This window comes from Pseudomonas sp. IPO3749 (genome assembly GCF_013386605.1).
Lineage (GTDB): Bacteria > Pseudomonadota > Gammaproteobacteria > Pseudomonadales > Pseudomonadaceae > Aquipseudomonas > Aquipseudomonas azotoformans_A.
In genome coordinates, this window is record NZ_JACARN010000060.1 from 121,488 (window position 1) to 144,738 (window position 23,251).

Sequence of the window (23,251 nt, forward strand, 5' to 3'; positions counted from 1 at the left end):
CTCCACCGTGACTTATCAGGCAGGTTACCCCATGCAGTTCAGCGAATTATTGGCAGCGATTTCCACCCATGCGATCCGTCTGCAACTGGAAGAAGGCGACCTGATCATCCTGGGCGATGACGAAGCGCTGGACGATGCGCTGTGGGATCAATTGATCGCCCACAAGCCCCGACTGCTCGAACTGGTCGCCGAACATGGCGGCGACTGGCTGAGCCCGGCCTACCGCATCACCCCGGACATGCTGCCGCTGGTCAGCCTGGACCAGGCGGCTATCGACCGGATTGTCGCGGCCATCCCCGGCGGCGCGGCGAATGTGCAGGATATCTACCCACTGGCGCCGCTTCAGGAAGGCATGCTGTACCACCATCTGTCGGCCGAGCAGGGCGATCCGTACGTGTTGCACGCGCAGTTCGAGTTCGACAGCCGTGGGCGTCTGGAGGCGTTTGCCGAAGCGCTGCAATGGGTGATCGATCGTCACGACATCCTGCGCACCTCTATGGTCTGGGAGCGTCTCGACGAGCCGTTGCAGGTGGTGTGGCGCAACGCGAGCCTGTCTTGCGAGGCGGTTGATTTCGATCCGCGTTGTTATCGCATGGACCTGGGCCAGGCGCCGTTGCTGCGCCTGGTGTTTGCCGAGGATTCGCTCACTGGGCGGGTGGCCGCGACCCTGCTGTTCCATCACACCATCCTCGACCACACCGCCCTGGACGTGGTGCGCCATGAAGTCCAGCTATACCTGGCCGGCGAGCACGCCCAGGCCGGTGAGCCGGTGCCGTTTCGCAGCTATATCGCCCAGGTGCGCCATGGTGTCAGCGAGCAGGCCCACGAAGCATTCTTCCGCGAGATGCTAGCGGATATCGAAGAGCCGACGCTGCCTTTCGGTTTGCAGGATGTACAGGGTGACGGCCTGGGCATTGACGAGGCACGCATCGCCGTCGACAGCTTACTGAGCCGCCGCCTGCGTACCCTGGCACGCCCCCTTGGCGTCAGCGTGGCCAGCATGATGCACCTGGCACTGGCCCGCGTATTGGGCGTGGTCTCTGGGCGTGACGCGGTGGTGTTTGGCACGGTGATGCTCGGCCGCATGGGGGCGGGCGAGGGCGGTGAACGGGCCCTGGGTATGTTCATCAACACCTTGCCCTTGCGTGTGGATGTGGGCGAACAGGGCGTGCGTGCCGGGGTCAAGGCCACCCATGAACGCCTCACGACCTTGCTCAACCACGAACATGCGTCCCTCGCGCTGGCCCAGCGTTGCAGTGGCGTGGCCGCACCGACGCCGCTGTTCAGCGCCATGCTCAACTACCGCCACAGCGCCGCCACGGACATGGCCGAGGTGATCGAGGTGGCCGAGGGCATCCGTGTACTGGGCGCCGAGGAGCGCACCAACTACCCGCTGACGGTCAACGTCGATGACCTGGGTGAAGACTTCGCGCTGACCGTGATGGTCGACGCATCCATCGGTGCCGAACGGGTTGCCACTTACCTGCACACCGCCCTGGCAGGCTTGGCTGATGCCCTGGAGCAACGACCGGACATGCCGCTCAGCGGCCTGAACATCCTGCCCGACACCGAACGCCACACCCTGCTGCACAGCCTCAATCAAAGCTCCGCGCACTACGCCGACACCGCCCTGGTCCATCAGCAAGTCGAAACCCACGCCGCCGCCCAGCCCGAAGCCATCGCCTTGCGCTTCGACAACCAGCGCCTCACCTACCGCCAGCTCAACGAGCGCGCCAACCAGGTTGCCCATCGCCTGCTGGCCCAAGGCATCTGCCCGGATGACCGCGTGGCGATCTGCGTGGAGCGCGGCCCGGAGATGATCATTGGCTTGCTCGGCATCCTCAAGGCGGGCGCCGGCTATGTGCCGATCGACCCGGCCTACCCGTTGGAGCGCATTGCCTACACCCTGGCCGACAGCGCGCCTGTGGCCGTGCTGGTGCAAGCCAACACGCGTCACCTGGTCGGCGACCTGCCACAGATCGACCTCAATGGCTTGCGCGGCGAGTCCCTCGTCAACCCTCGGGTCAGGGTCAGCCCGGCCCATCTGGCCTACGTGATCTACACCTCCGGCTCCACCGGCCAGCCCAAGGGCGTGATGATCGAACACCGCCAGGTGGCGCGGCTGTTCACGGCCACCGAGCACTGGTTCGGCTTCAACGCCAACGATGTGTGGGCGTTGTTCCACTCGTTCGCCTTTGATTTCTCAGTGTGGGAAATCTGGGGCGCGCTGATGCACGGCGGCCAGTTGCTGATCGTGCCGCAACTGGTCAGCCGTTCGCCGGATGAATGCTATTCGCTGCTGTGCGAAGCGGGCGTGAGCATCCTCAACCAGACGCCGAGTGCCTTCCGCCAGTTGATTGCTGCGCAAAGCCAGAACCCGCAATCCCACTCCTTGCGCCAAGTGATCTTTGGCGGCGAAGCGCTGGAACCGGGCATGCTCAAGCCGTGGTACGCCCGGGCAATCAATGCCGGCACGCAACTGGTAAACATGTACGGCATCACCGAAACCACCGTGCACGTGACCTATCGCGCCCTCGAAGCGGCGGATGCGCAATTGGTTGGCGTCAGCCCGATTGGCGTGCGTATTCCCGACTTGCAGCTGTACGTGCTGGATGCGCGTCGCGAGCCGCTGCCGTTGGGGGTGGTCGGTGAGTTGTACGTCGGCGGCGCCGGGGTGGCGCGCGGTTACCTCAACCGTGAGGCGCTGACCGCCGAGCGCTTCCTGGCCGACCCGGCCACCGGCCAGCGCCTGTACAAGACCGGCGACCTCGGCCGCCTGCTGGCCGACGGCAGCGTCGAATACCTGGGGCGCAACGATGACCAGGTGAAGATCCGCGGTTTCCGCATCGAACTGGGCGAGATCGAAGCGCACCTGGCCACTGCTCCTGGCGTACGTGATGCCGTAGTGATCGCCCGTGAGGACGAACCGGGCGATAAGCGCCTGGTGGCCTACGTGATTGCCGAAGGCGAACTACAGGCAGCCGATCTGCGCGACCATCTGCTCCAGAGCCTGGCCGAGCACATGGTGCCCAGCGCCTTTGTGCAGCTGGATACATTCCCGCTGACCACCAACGGCAAGCTCGACCGCAAGGCACTCCCCGCGCCGGATGCCGACGCCCTGGCCCGTCGCGGGTATACAGCGCCACAAGGCGCGGTGGAAACCGCCATAGCCACGATCTGGCAAGACCTGCTCAAGCTCGACCAGGTCGGCCGTGACGACAACTTCTTCGAACTGGGCGGCCATTCGCTGTTGGCCGTCAAGCTGATCGAACGCATGCGCCAGGTCGACCTCAGCGCCGATGTGCGCGTGCTGTTCGGCCAACCGACCCTGGCGGCACTGGCCGCCGCCGTCGGTGGGCAACAGGAGGTGCAGGTCCCGGCCAACCTGATTACCCAGGCCAGCCAGCACATCACCCCGGACATGGTGCCGTTGGTGGAACTGGACCAGGCGGCGCTCGACCACATCATCCAGAGCGTACCCGGCGGCCTCAGCAACGTGCAGGACATCTACGGCCTGGCGCCGTTGCAGGCCGGCATTCTCTACCATCACCTGGCGACCACCGAGGGCGATCCCTACGTGTTGCAGGTGCAGTTCAGTTTCAACGATCAGGCAGCGGTGGACGCATTCATCCAGGCATTGCACAGCGTGATCGAACGCAACGATATCCTGCGCACAGCGATTCTCTGGGAAGGCCTCAACGAGGCGGTGCAGGTGGTCTTGCGCCAGGCGACCTTGGCCGTTGAGCGTAGCGACGAGTCCCTGGCCCAACTGCAACAACGCTTCGACCCGCGTCACTTCCGCCTCGACCTGACCCGCGCGTCACTGATGCGCTTCGCCTACTCAGAAGAGCAAGGCCGTTTTGTCGGCATCTTGCTGTTGCACCATATCCTGCTGGACCACACCGCGTTGCAGGTGCTGGTGGACGAAATGAGCGCCAACCTTTCTGGCAACAGCGCACAACTGCCGGACGCCGTGCAGTACCGCAACTACGTGGCCCAGGCGCGACTTGGGGTCAGCCAGGCGCAGCACGAAGCGTTCTTCAGTGAAATGCTCGGCGATATCGATGAGCCGACCTTGGCCTTCGGCCTGCAGGACGTGAATGGCGACGGCAGTGGCATCCTTGAAGCTCACCTGCCGCTGGAACCGGCACTCAGCCTGGGCTTGCGCGAACAGGCGCGGCAACTGGGGGTGAGCACTGCAAGCCTGGTGCATTTGGCCTGGGCCCAGGTGCTGGGGCAGGTGTCTGGCCAACAGGATGTGGTGTTCGGCACCGTGTTGCTGGGCCGCATGCAGGGCGGCGAGGGCGCCGACCGCGCGTTGGGCATGTTCATCAACACCTTGCCGCTGCGGGTCAGCCTCGGCACGGTCGGCGTGCAAGCCGGCGTGCGCGCCACCCATGCGCGCCTGGCGCAATTGCTCGGGCATGAGCACGCCTCGTTGTCCCTGGCCCAGCGTTGCAGCGGCGTGCCGGGTTCGCTACCGCTGTTCAGCACCTTGCTCAACTATCGCCACAGCGCACCGGGGGAAGCGCCGGGGGACAGCCCGTTCGCCGCCTCCGGTATCCAGATTCTCAGCTCCGAAGAACGCAGCAACTACCCGCTGGTGCTCAACGTCGATGACCTGGGTACGGGCTTCGCACTCACCGTACAGGGCGTCGCGACCCTCGATGTACAACGCGTGGGTGAGTACATGCTCACCGCGTTGCGCCACCTGGTGACCGCGTTGCAGCAGGCGCCGACCACACCGTTGCAGGCGGTATCGATCCTGCCAGCCGCCGAGCGTCACCAATTGCTGGTGGACTTCAACGCCACCGCCCGTGAATACCCGTCCCAGCTCACCGTGCACCAGCTGTTCGAAGCCCAGGCACTGGCCCGTCCGGAAGCCGTGGCGGCCGTGCATGGCCAGCTGTCCTTGAGTTACCGCGACCTCAACCGGCATGCCAACCGCCTGGCCCATCACTTGCTCAGCCAGGGCGTGCAGCCGGGCGAAAGTGTGGCGATTGCCCTGCCGCGTTCACTCGACCTGCTGATCTGCCAGCTGGCGATCCTCAAGTGCGGCGCGGTGTATGTGCCGCTGGACGTCAACGCGCCGGTCGAGCGCCAAGCGTTTATCGTGCAGGACAGCGGTGCGCACCGGGTGCTCAACAACCTGGCCGACCTGAACCTGGATGCCCAGTCTCCGCGTAACCCTGAACTGCCGCAGTCCGCCGAAAGCGTCGCCTACATCCTCTACACCTCCGGCTCCACCGGGGCGCCCAAAGGCGTGCAAGTGCCGCACCGCGCCATTTCGCGCCTGGTGCTCAACAACGGTTACGCCGAATTCAACGCGCGCGACCGCGTGGCGTTCGCCTCCAACCCAGCGTTCGATGCCAGCACCCTGGATGTGTGGGCGCCGTTGCTCAACGGTGGCTGCGTGGTGGTGGTCGAGCATGGCGTGCTGCTGTCCCAGGCGGCGTTTGCGTCGTTATTGCAGGAGCAATCCGTCAGCGTGTTGTGGATGACCGCCGGGTTGTTCCACCAGTACGCCGACGCGTTGATGCCGGTGTTCCGCCAGCTGCGCTACCTGATCGTTGGCGGCGATGTACTCGACCCGCAGGTGATTGGCCGCGTACTTGAACACGGCAAACCCCAGCACCTGCTCAACGGCTACGGGCCTACCGAAGCCACCACCTTTTCCACCACCTTCGAGATCACCTCGGTGGGCGAGGGCGGTATTCCCATCGGCCGCCCGATAGCGAATGCCCAGGCCTACGTGCTCGACCCACGCCAGCAACCCGTGCCGTTGGGCGTGGTGGGCGAGCTGTACATCGGCGGCGCGGGCGTGGCCAAGGGGTATCTGAACCAGCCGCAACTGACCGCCGAAAAATTCATCCCGAACCCGTTTGGTGAAGGCGTGCTGTACCGCACCGGCGACCTGGCCTGCTGGCAGGTCGACGGCACCTTGGTGTACCAGGGGCGCAATGACCTGCAGGTGAAGATCCGTGGTTTCCGGATTGAACCGGGCGAGATCGAAACCTGCCTGGCCAGCTTCACTGGCGTAAAAGACGCCGTGGTGCTGGCCCGTGAAGACGAGCCTGGCGACAAGCGCCTGGTGGCCTACTACACCGCCAGCGAGCCGTTGGACATCGAAACACTGCGCGCCCACCTGCAAGGCCAACTGCCGGATTACATGGTGCCGTCGGCCTATGTGTGGCTGGAGCTGCTACCGCTGACCGCCAACGGCAAGCTCGACCGCAAGGGCCTGCCGGTGCCGGACCAGAGTGCGCTGCTCAGCCGTGGGTTTGAAGCGCCGGAAGGCGAAGTGGAAACCCAGCTCGCGCAGATCTGGCAGGACGTACTCAAACTCGACCGCGTGGGCCGTCACGATCACTTCTTCGAATTGGGCGGGCATTCATTGCTGGCGGTCAGCCTGATCGAGCGTATGCGCCAGGTCGGCCTGAGCTGCGATGTGCGTGTGTTGTTCAGCCAGCCAAGCCTGGCGGCGCTGGCCGCCGCCGTGGGCAGTGGCCGGGAAGTCGTGGTGCCGGCCAATGGCATTCCAGTGGGTTGCACGCAGATCACGCCGTTGATGCTGACCCTGGTGCAGCTCGACCCGACGGCGATCGCGCGTATCGTCGCGAACGTGCCGGGCGGTGCGGCGAACGTGCAGGATATTTATCCGTTGGCGCCGTTGCAGGAAGGCATTCTTTACCACCACATCAGTGCCGAACAGGGCGATCCGTACCTGCTGCAATCGCGCATGGCATTCGACAGTATTGAGCGCCTGCACGCGTTCATGGGCGCGTTGCAAAAGGTTGTGGCCCGCCATGACATCTTGCGTACCGGCGTGGTCTGGGAAGGCCTGGACAGCCCGGTGCAAGTGGTTTGGCGTGAGGCGCAACTGGTTGTCCAGGAGGTTGCCTTGGACCCGGCGGACGGCGACGTCATCGAACAATTGCACGCGCGCTTCGATGCCCGCCATTACCGCCTGGACATCACCCAGGCGCCGCTGCTGCGCATGGTTTACGCCCAGGATCCGCAGCACAACCGCGTCGCGGCGATCCTGCTGTTCCACCACCTGGCGCTGGACCACACCGCCATGGAAGTAGTGGGCCAGGAGATGCGCACGTTCCTGTTCAACCCGGCGCAGGACTTGCCCGAGGCGGCACCGTTCCGCAACTACGTGGCCCAGGCGCGCCTGGGTGTGAGCGTGGAGGAGCACGAAGCGTTCTTCCGCGACATGCTCGCTGACGTGGATGAGCCGACCCTGCCATTCGGTGTGCAAGACGTGCAGGGCGATGGGCGTGAGATCGAAGAAGCCGAATGGCCGGTGGATGCCGTGCTGGCCCAGCGCGTGCGCGAACAGGCGCGGCAGTTGGGCGTTAGCGCGGCAAGCCTGATGCACCTGGCCTGGGCGCAGGTACTGGGCCTGGTGTCCGGGCGTGACGACGTGGTGTTCGGCACCGTATTGATGGGCCGCATGCAGGCCGGTGACGGGGCGGACCGTGCGCTGGGCATGTTCATCAACACCTTGCCGCTGCGGGTCAATGTAGCAGCGCCGGCGGCGGTTGCGGTCAAGGCGACCCATGGGCGCTTGAGTGCCTTGCTTGGCCACGAACATGCGTCCCTGGCGCTGGCCCAGCGTTGCAGTGGCGTGGCGAATGCCTCGCCGCTGTTCAGTGCCTTGCTCAACTACCGCCACAGCACGCCTGGCGAAATGGCCCGCGACGGCCATGGCATATGGGAAGGGGTGCAACTGCTCGGCGGTGAGGAGCGCAGCAACTACCCGCTGACCTTGAGCGTGGATGACCTGGGCGAAGGCTTCGGCCTGAGCGTCTTGGCGCTGCCGCAGATCGGTGCCCAGCGCACGTGTGCCTATATGCTTAACGCTGTCGAACAGTTGGTCGAGACGCTGGAAAACGCACCGAAGACTGTGCTGACCCAGCTACCGATCCTACCGACAGCGGAGCGTGAAACCCTGCTGCGCGAGTTCAACGCCACCGCCAGCGATTTCCCCAAGGGCCACACGGTGCATGGGGCATTCGAGGTCCAGGCCGAGCGCCAACCTCACGCCATCGCCGTGGTGCAGGACGGCGAATCGCTGACCTACCAGCAGCTCAATATTCGCGCCAACCAGTTGGCCCATCATCTGTTGCAACAGGGCGTGCAGCCCGACGATCGCGTCGCCCTGTGCTGCCGTCGCGGCCCGCAGATGCTGGTGGGCTTGCTGGGCATCCTCAAGGCCGGTGCCGGCTACGTGCCTATCGACCCGGCGTATCCCGCCGAGCGCATCGCTTACTTGCTGCAAGACAGCGCCCCCGTGGCGGTGTTGGCCGAAGCCAGTACCCGCGACCTGTTGGGCGCGGTTGCCACCCTCGACCTGCACGATCCGCGCGTGCAGCAGCAGGCCGTCAGCAACCCGCAACTCAGCGCATTGACCCCGGCGCACTTGGCTTACGTCATCTACACCTCCGGCTCCACCGGCCAGCCCAAAGGTGTGATGGTGGAACACCGCACCGTGGAAAACCTGGTGCACTGGCACTGCGAGGCCTTTGGCCTGGATGCGACGGGCCACACCAGCAGCGTCGCCGGTTTCGGTTTTGATGCGATGGCCTGGGAGGTCTGGCCGGCGCTGTGCGTGGGTGCCACCCTGCATCTGCCACCGGCCGATGTGGGCAATGAAAATATCGATGAACTGCTCGCCTGGTGGCTGGCGCAACCGCTGGACGTCAGCTTCCTGCCAACGCCTGTGGCCGAATACGCCTTCAGCCAGAACCTGCAACACCCCACGTTGCGCATTCTATTGATTGGCGGTGATCGCCTGCGCCAGTTCACCCAGGAACGCCGTTTTGCAGTGATCAACAACTACGGCCCCACCGAAGCCACGGTAGTTGCCACCTCCGGCCGCGTGCGCGCCGGGCAGGTGCTGCATATCGGCCGGCCCATCGCCAATGCCAGCGTCTACCTGCTGGATGCGCACTTGCGGCCGGTGCCGGTGGGGGTGGCGGGCGAGTTGTATGTGGGCGGCAGCGGCGTGGCGCGCGGTTACCTGAACCGTCCGGACCTGAGCGCCGGACGCTTCCTGCACGACCCGTTCAACGAGGGTCGCATGTACCGCACCGGCGACCTGGCGCGCTGGTTGCCGGATGGCAATATCGAGTACCTGGGGCGTAACGATGACCAGGTGAAAGTGCGTGGCGTGCGGGTTGAGCTGGGTGAAATCGAAAGCCGCCTGGCTGCACTGGACGGCGTCGCTGAGGCGGTGGTGCTGGTGCGCGAAGGGCGCTTGATTGCCTGGTTCACCGAACAGCAACCGTTGGATATCGACACCCTACGCGCGCAACTGCAAGCCCAATTGCCGGATGCCTTGGTGCCGGTCGCCTATGTGAAGCTGCAGACCTTGCCCCTGACCGCCAACGGCAAGCTCGACCGCAAGGCGTTGCCGGAACCGGATCAGGCGGCGTTGCTGACGCGCGATTATGAAGCACCCCAAGGCGAGGTTGAGAGCACCCTGGCGCGTATTTGGGCCGAGGTTCTGCAAGTGGAGCAGGTCGGGCGCCATGACCATTTCTTCGAGCTGGGCGGCCATTCGTTGCTGGCCGTCAGCCTGATCGAACGCATGCGCCAGGTCGGCCTGAGTGCCGATGTGCGCGTGCTGTTCAGCCAGCCGACCCTGGCCGCGCTGGCGGCTGCCGTGGGCAGTGGGCGCGATGTGTCGGTGCCGGAAAACCGTATTCCGGCGGGCTGCCAGCGCATCACCCCGGACCTGTTGTCCCTGGTGCAACTCGACCAATCGACCATCGACCACGTCGTTGCCCAGGTGCCCGGTGGCGCTGCCAATGTGCAGGACATCTACCCGCTGGCGCCGCTGCAGGAAGGCATTCTCTACCACCACATCAGCGCAGGGCAGGGCGACCCTTACCTGCTGCAATCGCACCTGGCGTTCGACAGCCTCGACCGCTTGAATGCCTTCGCCCAGGCGCTGCAACAGGTGATCGACCGTCACGACATCCTGCGCACCGCCGTGGTCTGGGAGGGCCTGGCCCAGCCGCTGCAAGTGGTGTGGCGCAAGGCCCGCTTGCAGGTGCAGGCGGACGTGATCGACCAACTGCACCAGCGCTTCGACCCGCGCCAGTACCGTGTGCCGATGAATCAGGCGCCGCTGATACGCCTGGTGTACGCGCCGGACCCGGCCAATCAGCGCGTGGTCGCGATCCTGTTGTTCCACCACATTGCCCTCGATCACACCGCCCTCGACGGTGTGCGCCACGAGATGCAGGCCAGCCTGCTCGGGCAGCCACAACCTGCCGGCGACGCCACGCCGTACCGTAACTATGTGGCCCAGGCGCGGTTGGGTGTCAGCGAGGAGGAACATGAGCAGTTCTTCCGTGGAATGCTCGGCGATATCAGCGAACCGACCCTGCCATTCGGCCTGCAGGACGTGCGCGGCGACGGTAATGCCATCGAAGAGGTCCAACTGAACCTGGCCCCGACCCTCAACCAGCGCCTGCGGACCCAGGCGCGTTTACTCGGCGTGAGTGCCGCCAGCCTGTTCCACCTGGCCTGGGCGCGAGTCCTCGCCAGCACTTCAGGCCAGGAAAACGTGGTGTTCGGCACCGTGTTGCTGGGGCGCATGCAAGGCGGCAAAGGCAGTGATCGCGCGCTGGGTATGTTCATCAACACCTTGCCGCTGCGCGTGGACATTGATGGCAGCGGCGTGCGCGTGGCGGTCAAACAGACCCATGCGCGACTGACCGCATTGCTCGGGCATGAACACGCATCCCTCGCCCTGGCCCAGCGTTGCAGTGGCGTCGCCGCGCCGCAGCCGTTGTTCAGCGCCATGCTCAACTACCGCCACAGCGACAGCCAGCAGGCGCCAGTCTCCCAGGCCTGGGAAGGCATCCAGACCCTGGCCAGCGAGGAGCGCACCAACTACCCGTTGACGCTGAACGTGGACGACCAGGGCGACGGCTTCCGTCTTACTGCCATGACCGCGAAGTCGATTGGCGCGCAACGCCTCTGCGGTTATCTGCAAGTGACCTTGCAAGGGCTGGTCGACGCACTGGAGCAGGCGCCGCAGCTGGCGGTCAATCGCTTGCCGGTGCTGGAGGCCCAGGAACGTCAGCAACTGCTGTCGGGTTTCAACGCCACTGAGGTCGCCTATGACCTCGACCAGACCTTGCACGGCCTGTTTGAAGCGCAAGTGATGCGCACACCGGACGCCATCGCCGTCAAGGCAGGTGAGCTGACATTGACCTACGCCGAACTGAACGCGCAGGCCAACCAACTGGCGCATCACCTCATAGATATGGGCGTGCAAGCCGATTCGCGGGTCGCGATCTGCGTGGAGCGCGGCCTGGACATGGTGGTCGGACTGTATGCGATCCTCAAGGCCGGTGCCGCCTATGTGCCGCTGGACCCGGCGTATCCGCTGGAACGTATCGCCTACATGCTGGAAGACAGCGCGCCTGTTGCGGTGCTGGCCCAAGGCGCCACGCGTGGTTTGCTGGGCGACGCGCCGGTGATCGATCTGGACCGGCCGACCTGGCAGCACCAATCTATCGATAACCCACAGGTGCAGGCCTTCAGCGCCTACGTGATCTACACCTCCGGTTCCACCGGTCAGCCCAAGGGCGTGATCAACGACCATCCTGGCGTGGTCAACCGCCTGTTGTGGATGCAGGACGCCTACGGCCTCAAGGCCCACGACCGGGTGTTGCAGAAAACCCCGTTCAGCTTCGACGTGTCGGTGTGGGAGTTCTTCTGGCCGCTATTCACTGGAGCGTGCCTGGTCATGGCGCGTCCTGGTGGGCATAAAGACCCGGCCTATCTGTGCGAGGTGATCGCGAACGAACAGATCACCACGTTGCACTTTGTGCCGTCGATGCTCGATGTGTTCCTCGCCCATGGTGATGTCAGCCAGGCGGCCGGTCTGCAACGGGTAATGTGCAGCGGCGAAGCCTTGCCGGGCAGCCTGGTGCGGCGCTTCAAGCAGCAACTGCCGGGCATCGGCCTGTACAACCTGTACGGCCCGACCGAAGCCGCCGTCGACGTGACCGCCTGGAACTGCGCGCGCCCGGACGTGCCGGACAACACGCCGATTGGCAAACCCATCGCCAACACCCGCATGTACGTGTTGGATGGGCAAATGCAGCCGGTGCCCCTGGGCGTGGTGGGCGAGTTGTTCATCGGCGGCGTGCAGGTGGCGCGCGGTTACCTCAATCGTCCTGAGTTGACCGCCGAACGTTTCCTCAAGGACCCGTTCACCGACGGCCGCCTGTATCGCACCGGCGACCTGGGGCGTTACCTGCTCGACGGCACTATCGAGTACCTGGGCCGCAACGACGACCAGGTGAAGATCCGTGGCTTGCGCATCGAGCTGGGCGAGATCCAGGCACGCCTGTTGGAACATCCGCAGGTCAACGAAGCCGCGGTAGTGGCCCGCGATGACCGGCTCGTCGCCTACTACACCGGCGTTCGGGCTACGGACCTGCGCGAACACCTGCTGCACCACCTGCCGGATTTCATGGTGCCCGCGCTGTTCGTGCACCTCGACGCGTTGCCGCTGAGCCCCAATGGCAAGCTCGACCGCAAGGCCTTGCCGGCGCCGGGCAGCGAAGCCTTGACCGTGCGCGAGTACGAAGCCCCGGTGGGCGACACCGAAATCCTCCTGGCGCAACTCTGGGCCGAGCTGCTCAACGTGGAACGGGTAGGGCGCCAGGACAATTTCTTTGAACTGGGCGGGCACTCGCTGCTCGCCGTGAGCTTGATCGGGCGCTTGCGCCAGGAAGGCATGGAAGCCGATGTGCGTGCGTTGTTCGAACAGCCGACCCTGGCTGGCTACGCCGCGATGACTGAACGAATGGAGATCGTCCTGTGAGCATTCTCGAACTGCTGGCGACGCTGAAAACCAAGGACGTGCAACTCGCGCTCAAGGGCGAGCAGTTGTCGGTGCAAGGCAACAAACAAGCGCTGAGCGACCCGGTGATTCTTGCCGCCTTGCGCGAACACAAGCCGGCGCTGATCGAGCTGATCAAGGCCGGCGAGTATTCGGCCGCCAACGAGGTGCCGGCCAATGGCATCCCGGCCAATGCCGAACGGATCACGCCGGCCATGTTGACCCTGTCCGACCTGAGCCAGGATGAGATCGACCGTATCGTCGCCACGGTCGACGGTGGCGTGGCGAATATCCAGGACATCTACCCGCTGGCGCCGTTGCAGGAAGGCATCCTGTTTCACCACGTCAGCACCGAGCAGGGCGACCCCTATGTGATGCAGTCGCAGTTCGCCTTCGACAGTGTCGAGCGTTTCGACGCATTTGCCCTGGCCCTGCAAGGGGTGATCGACCGTCACGACATCCTGCGCACCGGCGTGGTCTGGGACGGATTGCAACAGCCGTCGCAAGTGGTGTGGCGCAGCGCGCAGCTGCCGGTGCAGGCGCTGGAACTGGACCCGGCCGACGGTGATATTGCTGCCCAACTGCACACGCGGTTCGACGCTCGCCATTACCGGCTGGACGTGACCCAGGCGCCGCTGCTGCGCCTGGCCTGGGCGAAGGACCCGGCGAAGGAGCGCATCGTCGCCATGCTGCTGTTCCATCACATGGCCCTGGATCACAGTGCCCTCGAAGTGGTGCGCCATGAAATGCAGGCGTTCCTGCGGGGCGACGCCGGGCAACTGGGTCATGCCGTGCCGTTTCGCAACTATGTTGCGCAGGCGCGGCTGGGTGTCAGCGAGCAACAGCATGAGGCGTTTTTCCAGCAGATGCTTGGCGATGTGGTCGAGCCGACCTTGCCCTTCGGCTTGCAGGATGTGCAGGGCGATGGCCGCGGGATCAATGAACTGGATTGGCCGCTTTCGGACGCGCTCAACCAGCGCCTGCGCGCCCAGGCCCGCTTGCTTGGCGTCAGCGTCGCCAGCCTGTTCCACCTGGGCTGGGCCCAGGTGTTGAGCGTGCTGGCCGGCAAGTCCCAGGTGGTGTTTGGCACCGTACTGATGGGCCGTATGCAAGGTGGACATGCCACGGACCGCGCCTTGGGGATTTTCATCAATACCTTGCCATTCCGTGTGGACGTGGGCGGCGGCGACCTGCGCAGCGCAGTCAAGGCCACCCACACGCGCCTCACCGCGCTGCTGCGCCACGAACACGCGCCCCTGGCGCTGGCGCAACGGTGCAGCGGGGTGGTGGCGCCGACGCCGTTGTTCAGTGCGTTGCTCAACTATCGCCACAGCGGCACCGGCACCAGCAGCGAAGCCGTGGCCGCGTGGCAGGGCATCGAGACACTGCGTTCGGATGAGCGCACCAACTACCCGCTGACCCTCAGCGTGGATGACCTGGGCGAAGGGTTCATCCTCCGCCTGCTGGCGACCACCCAGGTCGATCCACAGCGTGTCTGCGCTTACCTGCAAACCGCCCTGGACAACCTGGTGACCGCGTTGGAACAGGCGCCGCACACCGCGCTCAACCAAGTGTCGGTGCTGCCTGCCGATGAACAGCGTTTGCTGCTGGAACACTTCAACGCCACGCAAGCGGATTTTCGCCAGGGCACCACGCTGCACGCTCGCGTCGAAGCCCAGGCCGCGCTCACGCCGGACGCGATTGCCGCTGTGCATTCGGGCCGTCAGCTGACCTATGCCGAACTCAACCAGCAAGCCAACCTGCTGGCCCATCACCTGCTGGCGCTGGGGGTCAAGCCGGACGACCGCGTTGCCATCGTTGCGCGCCGAGGCCTGGACACTCTGGCCGGCTTGCTGGCGATCCTCAAGGCCGGCGCCTGTTATGTGCCGGTGGACCCGTCGCACCCGGCCGAGCGCCTCACCTACCTGCTGACCGACAGCGCCCCGGTGGCGGTGTTGACCCAGCAGGCCTTGCTGGAGCGTTTACCGGCCCTTGACGTGCCGGTGATCAACCTCGACCGCTTCACCTGGCAACACCATTCGGCGAGCAACCCCAAGGTGGTGGTCACCCCGTTCAACCTCGCCTATGTGATCTACACCTCCGGCTCCACCGGCCTGCCCAAAGGCGTGATGGTGGAGCATCACACTGTGGCCAACCTGGTGGACTGGCACTGCAACGCCTTCGACCTGTGCGCCGGACGCCACACCGCCAGCGTCGCCGGGTTCGGCTTTGATGCGATGGCCTGGGAAGTCTGGCCGGCGCTGTGCGTGGGCGCGACCCTGCACCTGCCACCGGCCCATGACGGCGCCGAAGATATCGACGCGTTGTTGGCCTGGTGGTGTGCGCAGCCGTTGGACGTGTGTTTCCTGCCTACGCCAGTGGCCGAGTACGCCTTCAGCCAGCAGATCGAGCACCCGACGCTGCGCACCCTGCTGATCGGTGGCGATCGCCTGCGCCAGTTCGGCCGGGCGCAGCGCTTTGACTTGATCAACAACTACGGGCCGACCGAGGCCACGGTGGTTGCGACCTCGGGCAAGGTCGAGGCCGGCCAGCCACTGCATATCGGCAAGCCTATCGCCAATGCCACGGTCTACCTGCTGGATGAGCAACAGCGGCCGGTGCCATTGGGCGTGGCCGGTGAGTTGTACGTGGGCGGCAACGGCGTGGCGCGGGGTTACCTGAACCGCCCGGAACTGACCGCCGAACGCTTCCTGCAAGATCCCTTCAACACTGGGCGCATGTACCGCACCGGCGACCTGGCGCGCTGGCTGCCGGATGGCAACATCGAGTACCTGGGGCGCAACGATGACCAGGTAAAAATTCGCGGCATGCGCATCGAACTGGGCGAAATCGAAACCCAGCTCAACCAAGTGGCGGGCATCCAGGAAGCCGTGGTACTGGTGCGCGAAGAGCGGCTGGTGGCGTATTTCACCGAAAACCGCCAACTCGACCCGTTGGTCGTGGGCGATATCCGCGCCCATCTGGTGGCGCACCTGCCGGACTACATGGTGCCGGTCGCCTACGTAAAGCTGGACGCGTTGCCCCTGACTGCCAACGGCAAGCTTGACCGCAAGGCCTTACCGGCGCCGGACATGGCCGCCGTGTTTACCCGCGAGTACGCCGCCCCCGAAGGTGAAATCGAGAGCGTGCTGGCGCAGATCTGGGCCGATGTGCTGCACGTGGAGCGCGTTGGGCGTCGCGACCACTTCTTCGAACTGGGAGGGCACTCGTTGTTGGCGATGCGCATGGTCTCGCAGATCCGCCAGCGCTTGGGCGTCGAGTTGTTGCTCGGCGATTTGTTTGCCAACGCCGAACTGGCCGCCGTCGCCGAGGTGCTGGCCCGGTCCGGTCGCAGCACCTTGCCGGATATCCTGCCGGCCAATCGTGATGAGCAGGTGCCGCTGTCCTTTGCCCAGCAGCGCCTGTGGTTCCTGGCGCTGATGGAAGGCGCCAACACCGCCTACAACATTCCTATCGGCCTGCGTTTGCGTGGGCAGTTGCATGTCGAGGCGCTGCAACGGGCGCTCGCCCGCATCGTCGCGCGCCACGAAACCCTGCGCAGCCGCTTCGCCCAGCACGGCGATGACGCCCAAGTGTTGATCGTACCCGCCGAAGACGTTCTGCCCCTGCAAGTACAGGACCTGCGCCGCCACCCGCAACCCCAGCAGGCGCTGGATGCGTTGATCCACGGCGAGGCCTCGGCGCCGTTCGACCTGGAGCGTGGCCCGTTGTTGCGCGGTCGCCTGATGGTCATGGCCGACGACCACCACGTGTTGCTGCTGACCCTGCACCATATCGTCTCCGATGGCTGGTCCATGGGCGTGCTCACCCGCGAGCTGATGGCGTTGTATCAAGCCTTCAGCCACGGCCAGCCCGATCCATTGCCGCCGCTGCCGATCCAGTACGGCGACTTCGCCGTATGGCAACGCCTGTGGCTCAGCGGCGAGGTGTTGCATCGCCAGAGCACCTATTGGCAGCAGGCGCTGGCCGGTGCGCCGGCCTTGCTGACCTTACCGACTGACCGCCCGCGCCCGGCGCAACAGGACTACGCCGGCAGCAGCGTCGAAGTGCGCCTGGACGAACGCCTCACCGCCGGGCTCAAGGCCTTGAGCCAACGCCACGGCACCACCTTGTACATGACCTTGATGAGCGCCTGGGCCTCACTGCTCGCGCGGCTGTCCGGGCAACAGGACGTGGTGATCGGCTCACCCGTCGCCAATCGCACACGCAGCGAGGTGGAAGGGCTGATCGGCCTGTTCGTCAACACCTTGGCCGTGCGCATCGACACCTCCGGCGAGCTGAGCACCGAGGCGCTGCTGGCGCGGGTCAAGGCGCTGGCGCTGGAAGCCCAGGCCCATCAAGACCTGCCGTTTGAGCAGGTGGTAGAAATCACCCGGCCGCCGCGCAGCCTGGCCCACAGCCCGCTGTTCCAGACGCTGTTGACCTGGCAGGACAGCAGCGCGCCGACCCTGGCCTTGGGCGACCTGGCCCTGGAAGGCATCGTCGAGAACAGTCATTTTGCCAAGTTCGACCTGTCCCTGGACTTGAGCGAAGTGCAGGGCACGATCATCGGCGCACTGGAGTACGCGGTAGCGCTGTTCGATGAGTCGACGGCGCAGCGTTACGTCGGCTATTTCACCCGCGTGTTGCAGGCCATGGTCGATAACGATCAGGCGGTGCTGGAACAGGTACCGCTGGTGGATGAGAGCGAGCGTCAGCATTTGCTGTTCGACTTCAATGCCACCGAGGTGACCTACGACCTCGACCAGACCGTGCACGGTATGTTCGAAGCGCAGGTGGCGCGGACACCGGATGCCATCGCCGTCAAGGCTGATGACCTTGTATTGACCTATGCCGAGCTGAACGCACGGGCCAACCAGTTGGCGCATCACCTGCTGGAAATCGGCGTTCAGCCGGATTCACGGGTTGCGATCTGTGTGGAGCGTGGCCTGGAGATGGTCATCGGGTTGTACGCGATCCTCAAGGCCGGCGCCGCCTATGTGCCGCTGGACCCGGCGTATCCGCTGGAGCGTATCGCCTACATGCTGGAGGACAGCGCGCCGGTCGCGGTGCTGGCCCAGGGCGGGACACGCGGGTTGTTGGGGGATGTGCCGGTGGTCGATCTGGACCGGCCGACCTGGCAGCACCCACGTGAAGACAATCCCGCTGTGCAGGGCATCAGCGCCTATGTGATCTACACCTCCGGCTCCACCGGCCAACCCAAGGGCGTGATCAACGACCATCCCGGCGTGGTCAACCGCCTGTTGTGGATGCAGGACGCCTATGGCCTGCAAGCCCATGACCGTGTCTTGCAGAAAACCCCGTTCAGCTTCGACGTGTCGGTATGGGAGTTCTTCTGGCCGCTGTTCACCGGCGCTTGCCTGGTGATGGCGCGTCCTGGCGGGCATAAAGACCCGGCGTACCTGTGCGAGGTGATCGCCGCTGAGCAGATCACCACGCTGCACTTCGTACCGTCGATGCTGGATGTGTTCCTGGCCCATGGCGACGTTAGCCAAGCGGCCGGTCTGGTGCGGGTGATGTGCAGCGGCGAAGCCTTGCCGGGCAGCCTGGTGCGGCGCTTCAAGCAGCAGTTGCCGGGCAGCGAATTGCACAACCTGTATGGCCCGACCGAAGCCGCCGTCGATGTGACCGCGTGGAACTGCGCCGGCCCGGTGACGCCGGACAACACGCCGATTGGCAAACCGATCGCCAACACTCGCATGTATGTGCTGGATGCACAGATGCAGCCGGTGCCCTTGGGCGTGGTGGGCGAGTTGTTCATTGGAGGCGTGCAAGTGGCGCGCGGTTACCTGAACCGGCCGGAATTGACCGCCGAGCGTTTCCTCAAGGACCCGTTCACCGACGGTCGCCTGTACCGCACCGGCGACGTGGGCCGCTACTTGGCAGACGGCACGATTGAGTACCTGGGGCGTAATGACGATCAGGTGAAAATCCGTGGCCTGCGCATTGAACTGGGGGAAATCCAGTCACGCCTCACTGAGTATCCGCCGGTCAACGAAGCCGCCGTGATCGCCCGCGACAATCGTTTGATCGCCTACTACACCGGGGCTTTCAGCGAGATCGACGGGTTGCGCGCGCACCTGTTGCAGCACCTGCCGGAGTTCATGGTGCCGGCGATCTTTGTGCACCTCGACACCTTGCCCCTGAGCCCCAACGGCAAGCTCGACCGCAAGGCTTTGCCTGCGCCCGGCCTGGAGTCGGTGGTGGTACGCGAATACGAAGCGCCCCAGGGCGACACGGAAATCGCCTTGGCCAGCCTGTGGGCCGAGTTGCTCAACGTGGAGCGCGTGGGCCGTCACGACAACTTCTTCGAATTGGGCGGGCACTCGTTGCTCGCGGTGAGCCTGATGGGGCGCATGCGCCGCCTCGGGTTGTCGGCTGATGTGAAGGTGTTGTTCGGCCAGCCGACCTTGTCAGCCTTGGCGGCGGCCTTGGGCGGTGGCCGGGAAGTGGCGGTGCCGGCCAATCGCATTGCGCTTGATTGCACCGCGATCACCCCGGATATGTTGCCGTTGATCCAACTGGACCCGCCAGCCATCGAGCGTATCGTCGCCTGCATTCCGGGCGGCGCAGCCAATGTGCAGGACATCTACCCGTTGGCGCCGTTGCAGGCGGGCATGCTGTATCACCATCGTGCGGTACAGGGTGCTGATGACTATGTGCTGCGCGCGCAGTTTGCGTTCGACAGCCCACAGCGCCTGGAGGCGTTCGCCCTGGCCTTGCAGGCGGTGATCCAGCGCCACGACATCCTGCGTTCGTCGTTCCATTGGGACGGCCTGGAAGAACCGGTGCAGGTGGTTTGGCGCGAGGCGTCGCTGCGTGTCGAACGCGGCGTGGTGCCGGAACGGCTTGATCTGTCGCAAGCCCCGTTGATGCGCCTGGTGGTCAATGCGCACAGTGCGACGTTGCTGTTCCACCACCTGGTGATGGACCACATCGCCCTGGAGATCCTGCAACAGGAGATGCAGGCGTTCCTCATGGGCACTCAACACACCTTGGGCGTGGCTGTGCCGTATCGCAACTATGTGGCCCAGACCCGCGTCGGTGCAGAGGACCACGAAGCGTTCTTCCGCGAAATGCTCGGTGATATTGATGAGCCGACCCAGGTCGAACGCTTGGGCCGCAACGAGCCGATTCAACGCCCACTGGATGCGCAATTGAGCCAACGCCTGCGCACCCAAGCGCGGCAATCCGGCGTCAGCGCCGCCAGCCTGATGCACCTGGCCTGGGCCCAGGTGCTGGGCAAGGTTTCGGGCCGCGACAACGTGGTGTTTGGCAGTGTGATGCTCGGCCGCTTGCAAGGTGGTGAAGGCGCCGAGCGGGCCATGGGGGTGTTTATCAATACCTTGCCGCTGCGGGTCGACCTGGGTGAACACTCGGTGCGCGACGCGCTGCGGGCCACCCATGCACGTCTCAACCAATTGCTCAGCCATGAACAGGCGCCGCTGGCCTTGGCCCAACGCTGCAGCGGCGTGCCGGCGGCGACGCCGCTCTTCGACACATTGTTCAACTATCGCCACAGTGCGCCGCAGGCTACCAGCGAAGCATGGCAGGGCATTCGGCTGCTCAAGGCTGAAGAACACAGTAACTACGGCCTGTCAGTGAGCGTGGATGACCTGGGCGAGGGGTTCTCGCTGAAAGTCGTGGGGCAGGGCGCACGCCGGTTGTGCGGCTACTTGCAGGTTGCCGTGGAACAGGTGGTGCAGGCGCTGGAACAGGGCAGCGCGGTGGGCATCAGCCACTTGCCGATCCTGCCTGACGTCGAACGCCAGCAACTGCTGGAGTTCAACGCCACCACGCGTGCATTCCCGCGTGAACACACCGTGCAACGCCTGTTCGAAGCCCAGGCCCAGGCGCGTCCTGGCGCATTGGCCGCTTTGCATGGCGGGCAGTCATTGAGTTATGGCGAACTGAATATCCGTGCCAATCGCCTGGCCCATCACCTGCTGGGCCTTGGGCTGCGTCCCGGCGATAACGTGGCGATCCTGCTGCCGCGCGGCCTGGACCTGCTGACCAGCCAACTGGCCGTGCTCAAATGCGCCGCCGCCTATGTGCCGCTGGATATCAACGCACCTGTCGAGCGCCAGGGCTTCATGGTGCAGGACAGCGGCGCGGCCTGGTTGTTGACCCATAGCGATAGGGCCGTCGACTATGCTGTGCAACGCTTGGACCTGGACACCCTGGCCCTCGATCCACAACCCAGCCACAACCCGGACCTGTCGCAGTCCTCGGACAGCGTGGCGTACATCATGTACACCTCCGGTTCCACCGGCACGCCCAAAGGTGTGTTGGTGCCCCATCGCGGTATCACGCGTCTGGTGATCAACAACGGCTACGCCGACTTCAATGCCAGCGACCGCGTGGCCTTCGCCTCCAACCCGGCGTTCGACGCCAGCACCATGGATGTGTGGGGCCCGCTGCTCAACGGCGGCCAGGTGCAGGTGATCGACCACGCCACCTTGCTGGATCCTGCAGCCTTCGGCGTAGCCTTGGCGGATGTAACGGTGCTGTTCGTCACCACGGCCCTGTTCAACCAGTATGTGCAGCTGATTCCCCAGGCCCTGGCGGGCTTGCGCATCCTGCTGTGCGGCGGCGAGCGTGCCGATCCGGCTGCATTCCGCAGCTTGTTGCACCAGGCGCCCGCGTTGCGCCTGGTGCATTGTTATGGGCCGACCGAAACCACCACTTACGCCACCACCTATGAGGTGCGCGCGCTGGCCGAGGCCGCTGACAGCGTGCCGATTGGTCGCCCGATTTCCAACACGCAGGTCCATGTGCTGGATGCGCACCTTCAGCCAGTGCCCGTGGGCGTGACCGGTGAAATCTGCATTGGCGGGGACGGCGTGGCCCTGGGGTATCTGAATCGACCTGATCTCACCGCTGAAAAGTTTGTACGGGATCCGTTGAGTGAGGGCGCCTTGATGTACCGCACCGGCGACCTCGGCCGTTGGACGGCGGATGGCCTGCTGGACTGCATCGGGCGCAATGACGACCAGGTGAAGATCCGCGGTTTCCGCATTGAACTGGGCGAGATCGAAGCGCGCCTGGCGACCTTCGCCGGTATCCAGGACGTGGTGGTGCTGGCTCGCGAAGACGCACCGGGCGACAAGCGCCTGGCGGCGTATTTCACCTGGGCGGATCAGCCTGACGACATCGACAGCGTGCGCGCCTATCTGCACAGCCAATTGCCGGAGTACATGGTGCCGTCGGCCTTTGTGCCGCTGGATCACCTGCCGCTGACCGCTAACGGCAAGGTCGACCGCAAGGCCTTGCCGGTGCCGGCCCTGGACACGTTCAACCGCCGTGAGTTCGAGGCTCCGGCCGATGGGCTGGAACACACCCTGGCCCAGCTATGGGCCGAGGTGTTGAAGCTGGAGCAGGTTGGTCGCCATGACAGTTTCTTCGAGTTGGGCGGGCATTCATTGCTGGCGATCCGGCTGGTCAACCTGATGGAAGAAGCGGGGTTGCAGGTGTCACTGGCTGAGCTGTTCCAGCATGCCAGTGTGGCCTCCGTCGCCGCGATGCTGCGCCAGCGTACGGATGAGCCGGTGCGTGACACGTCGGTGATCACGGTGCGCAGGGGTGGATCGCAAGCGCCGCTGTTCCTGGTCCATGAGTTCAGCGGCATGGACGTGTACTTCCCGGCGCTGGGCCAGCATCTGCCGGGTGACTATCCGATCTACGGCTTGCCAGGCGTGGCGCTGGGCGAACCGCACCTGAACACGATGGAAGGTCTGGCTGCGCGGATGGTCGGGTTGATCCGAGGCATTCAGCCCCATGGGCCTTACCGGGTTGCCGGGTGGTCATTCGGCGGGGTGCTGGCCTATGAAGTGGCGATGCAACTGCTCGGGCTGGATGAACCGGTTGAGTTCCTCGGCTTGATCGACAGCTACGTACCGCGCATGACCGACCAGGGCAAGGCGCGATGGAGCGGGGCGGATGCACTCAAGCGGCATTTGCTGTTGCAGTGCTCGGCGTATTGGAAAGCACAGGGAGGTGTGGATGAGTTGGCGAGCCTTGGGCAGTTGGAGGCGCAGGTTGGACAGCTGGACTTTGCAGGCCTGCTGCAACGTTGTCGCGATGAAGGTGTGCTGCACGCGCAAATGGCAGCGGCGACGGATGCGGACCTCTTGAACTATATCGAGCGGGAAGTGGGTCACGGGCATGCTTTGGCGCATTACAGCCTGTTTCCGTTGCCGATTGCGGTGCATCTGTTCAGTGCGAGTGAGCGGCCTACCGAGTTGTCGCGGCGCAGTGAAGCACTGGGTTGGAATGAGGTGTTGGCGCCGGGGCAATTGCTTCAGGTGGCGGTGCCGGGGGATCACCAGAGCATGATGCAGGCGCCGTATATCC

Annotated in this window: 2 protein-coding genes; both read left to right on the forward strand. The window is 64.8% G+C overall.

The features are described from left to right. Positions 1-31: 31 nt before the first annotated feature. A complete protein-coding gene (locus HX812_RS22930; protein WP_177128169.1) occupies positions 32-12,859 on the forward strand; it encodes a non-ribosomal peptide synthetase in 12,828 nt (4,275 codons plus the stop codon). Next, a partial coding sequence (locus tag HX812_RS22935) for a non-ribosomal peptide synthetase (RefSeq protein WP_178949129.1) occupies positions 12,856-23,251 on the forward strand: 10,396 nt, incomplete at its 3' end. The genes HX812_RS22930 and HX812_RS22935, both read left to right, overlap by 4 nt.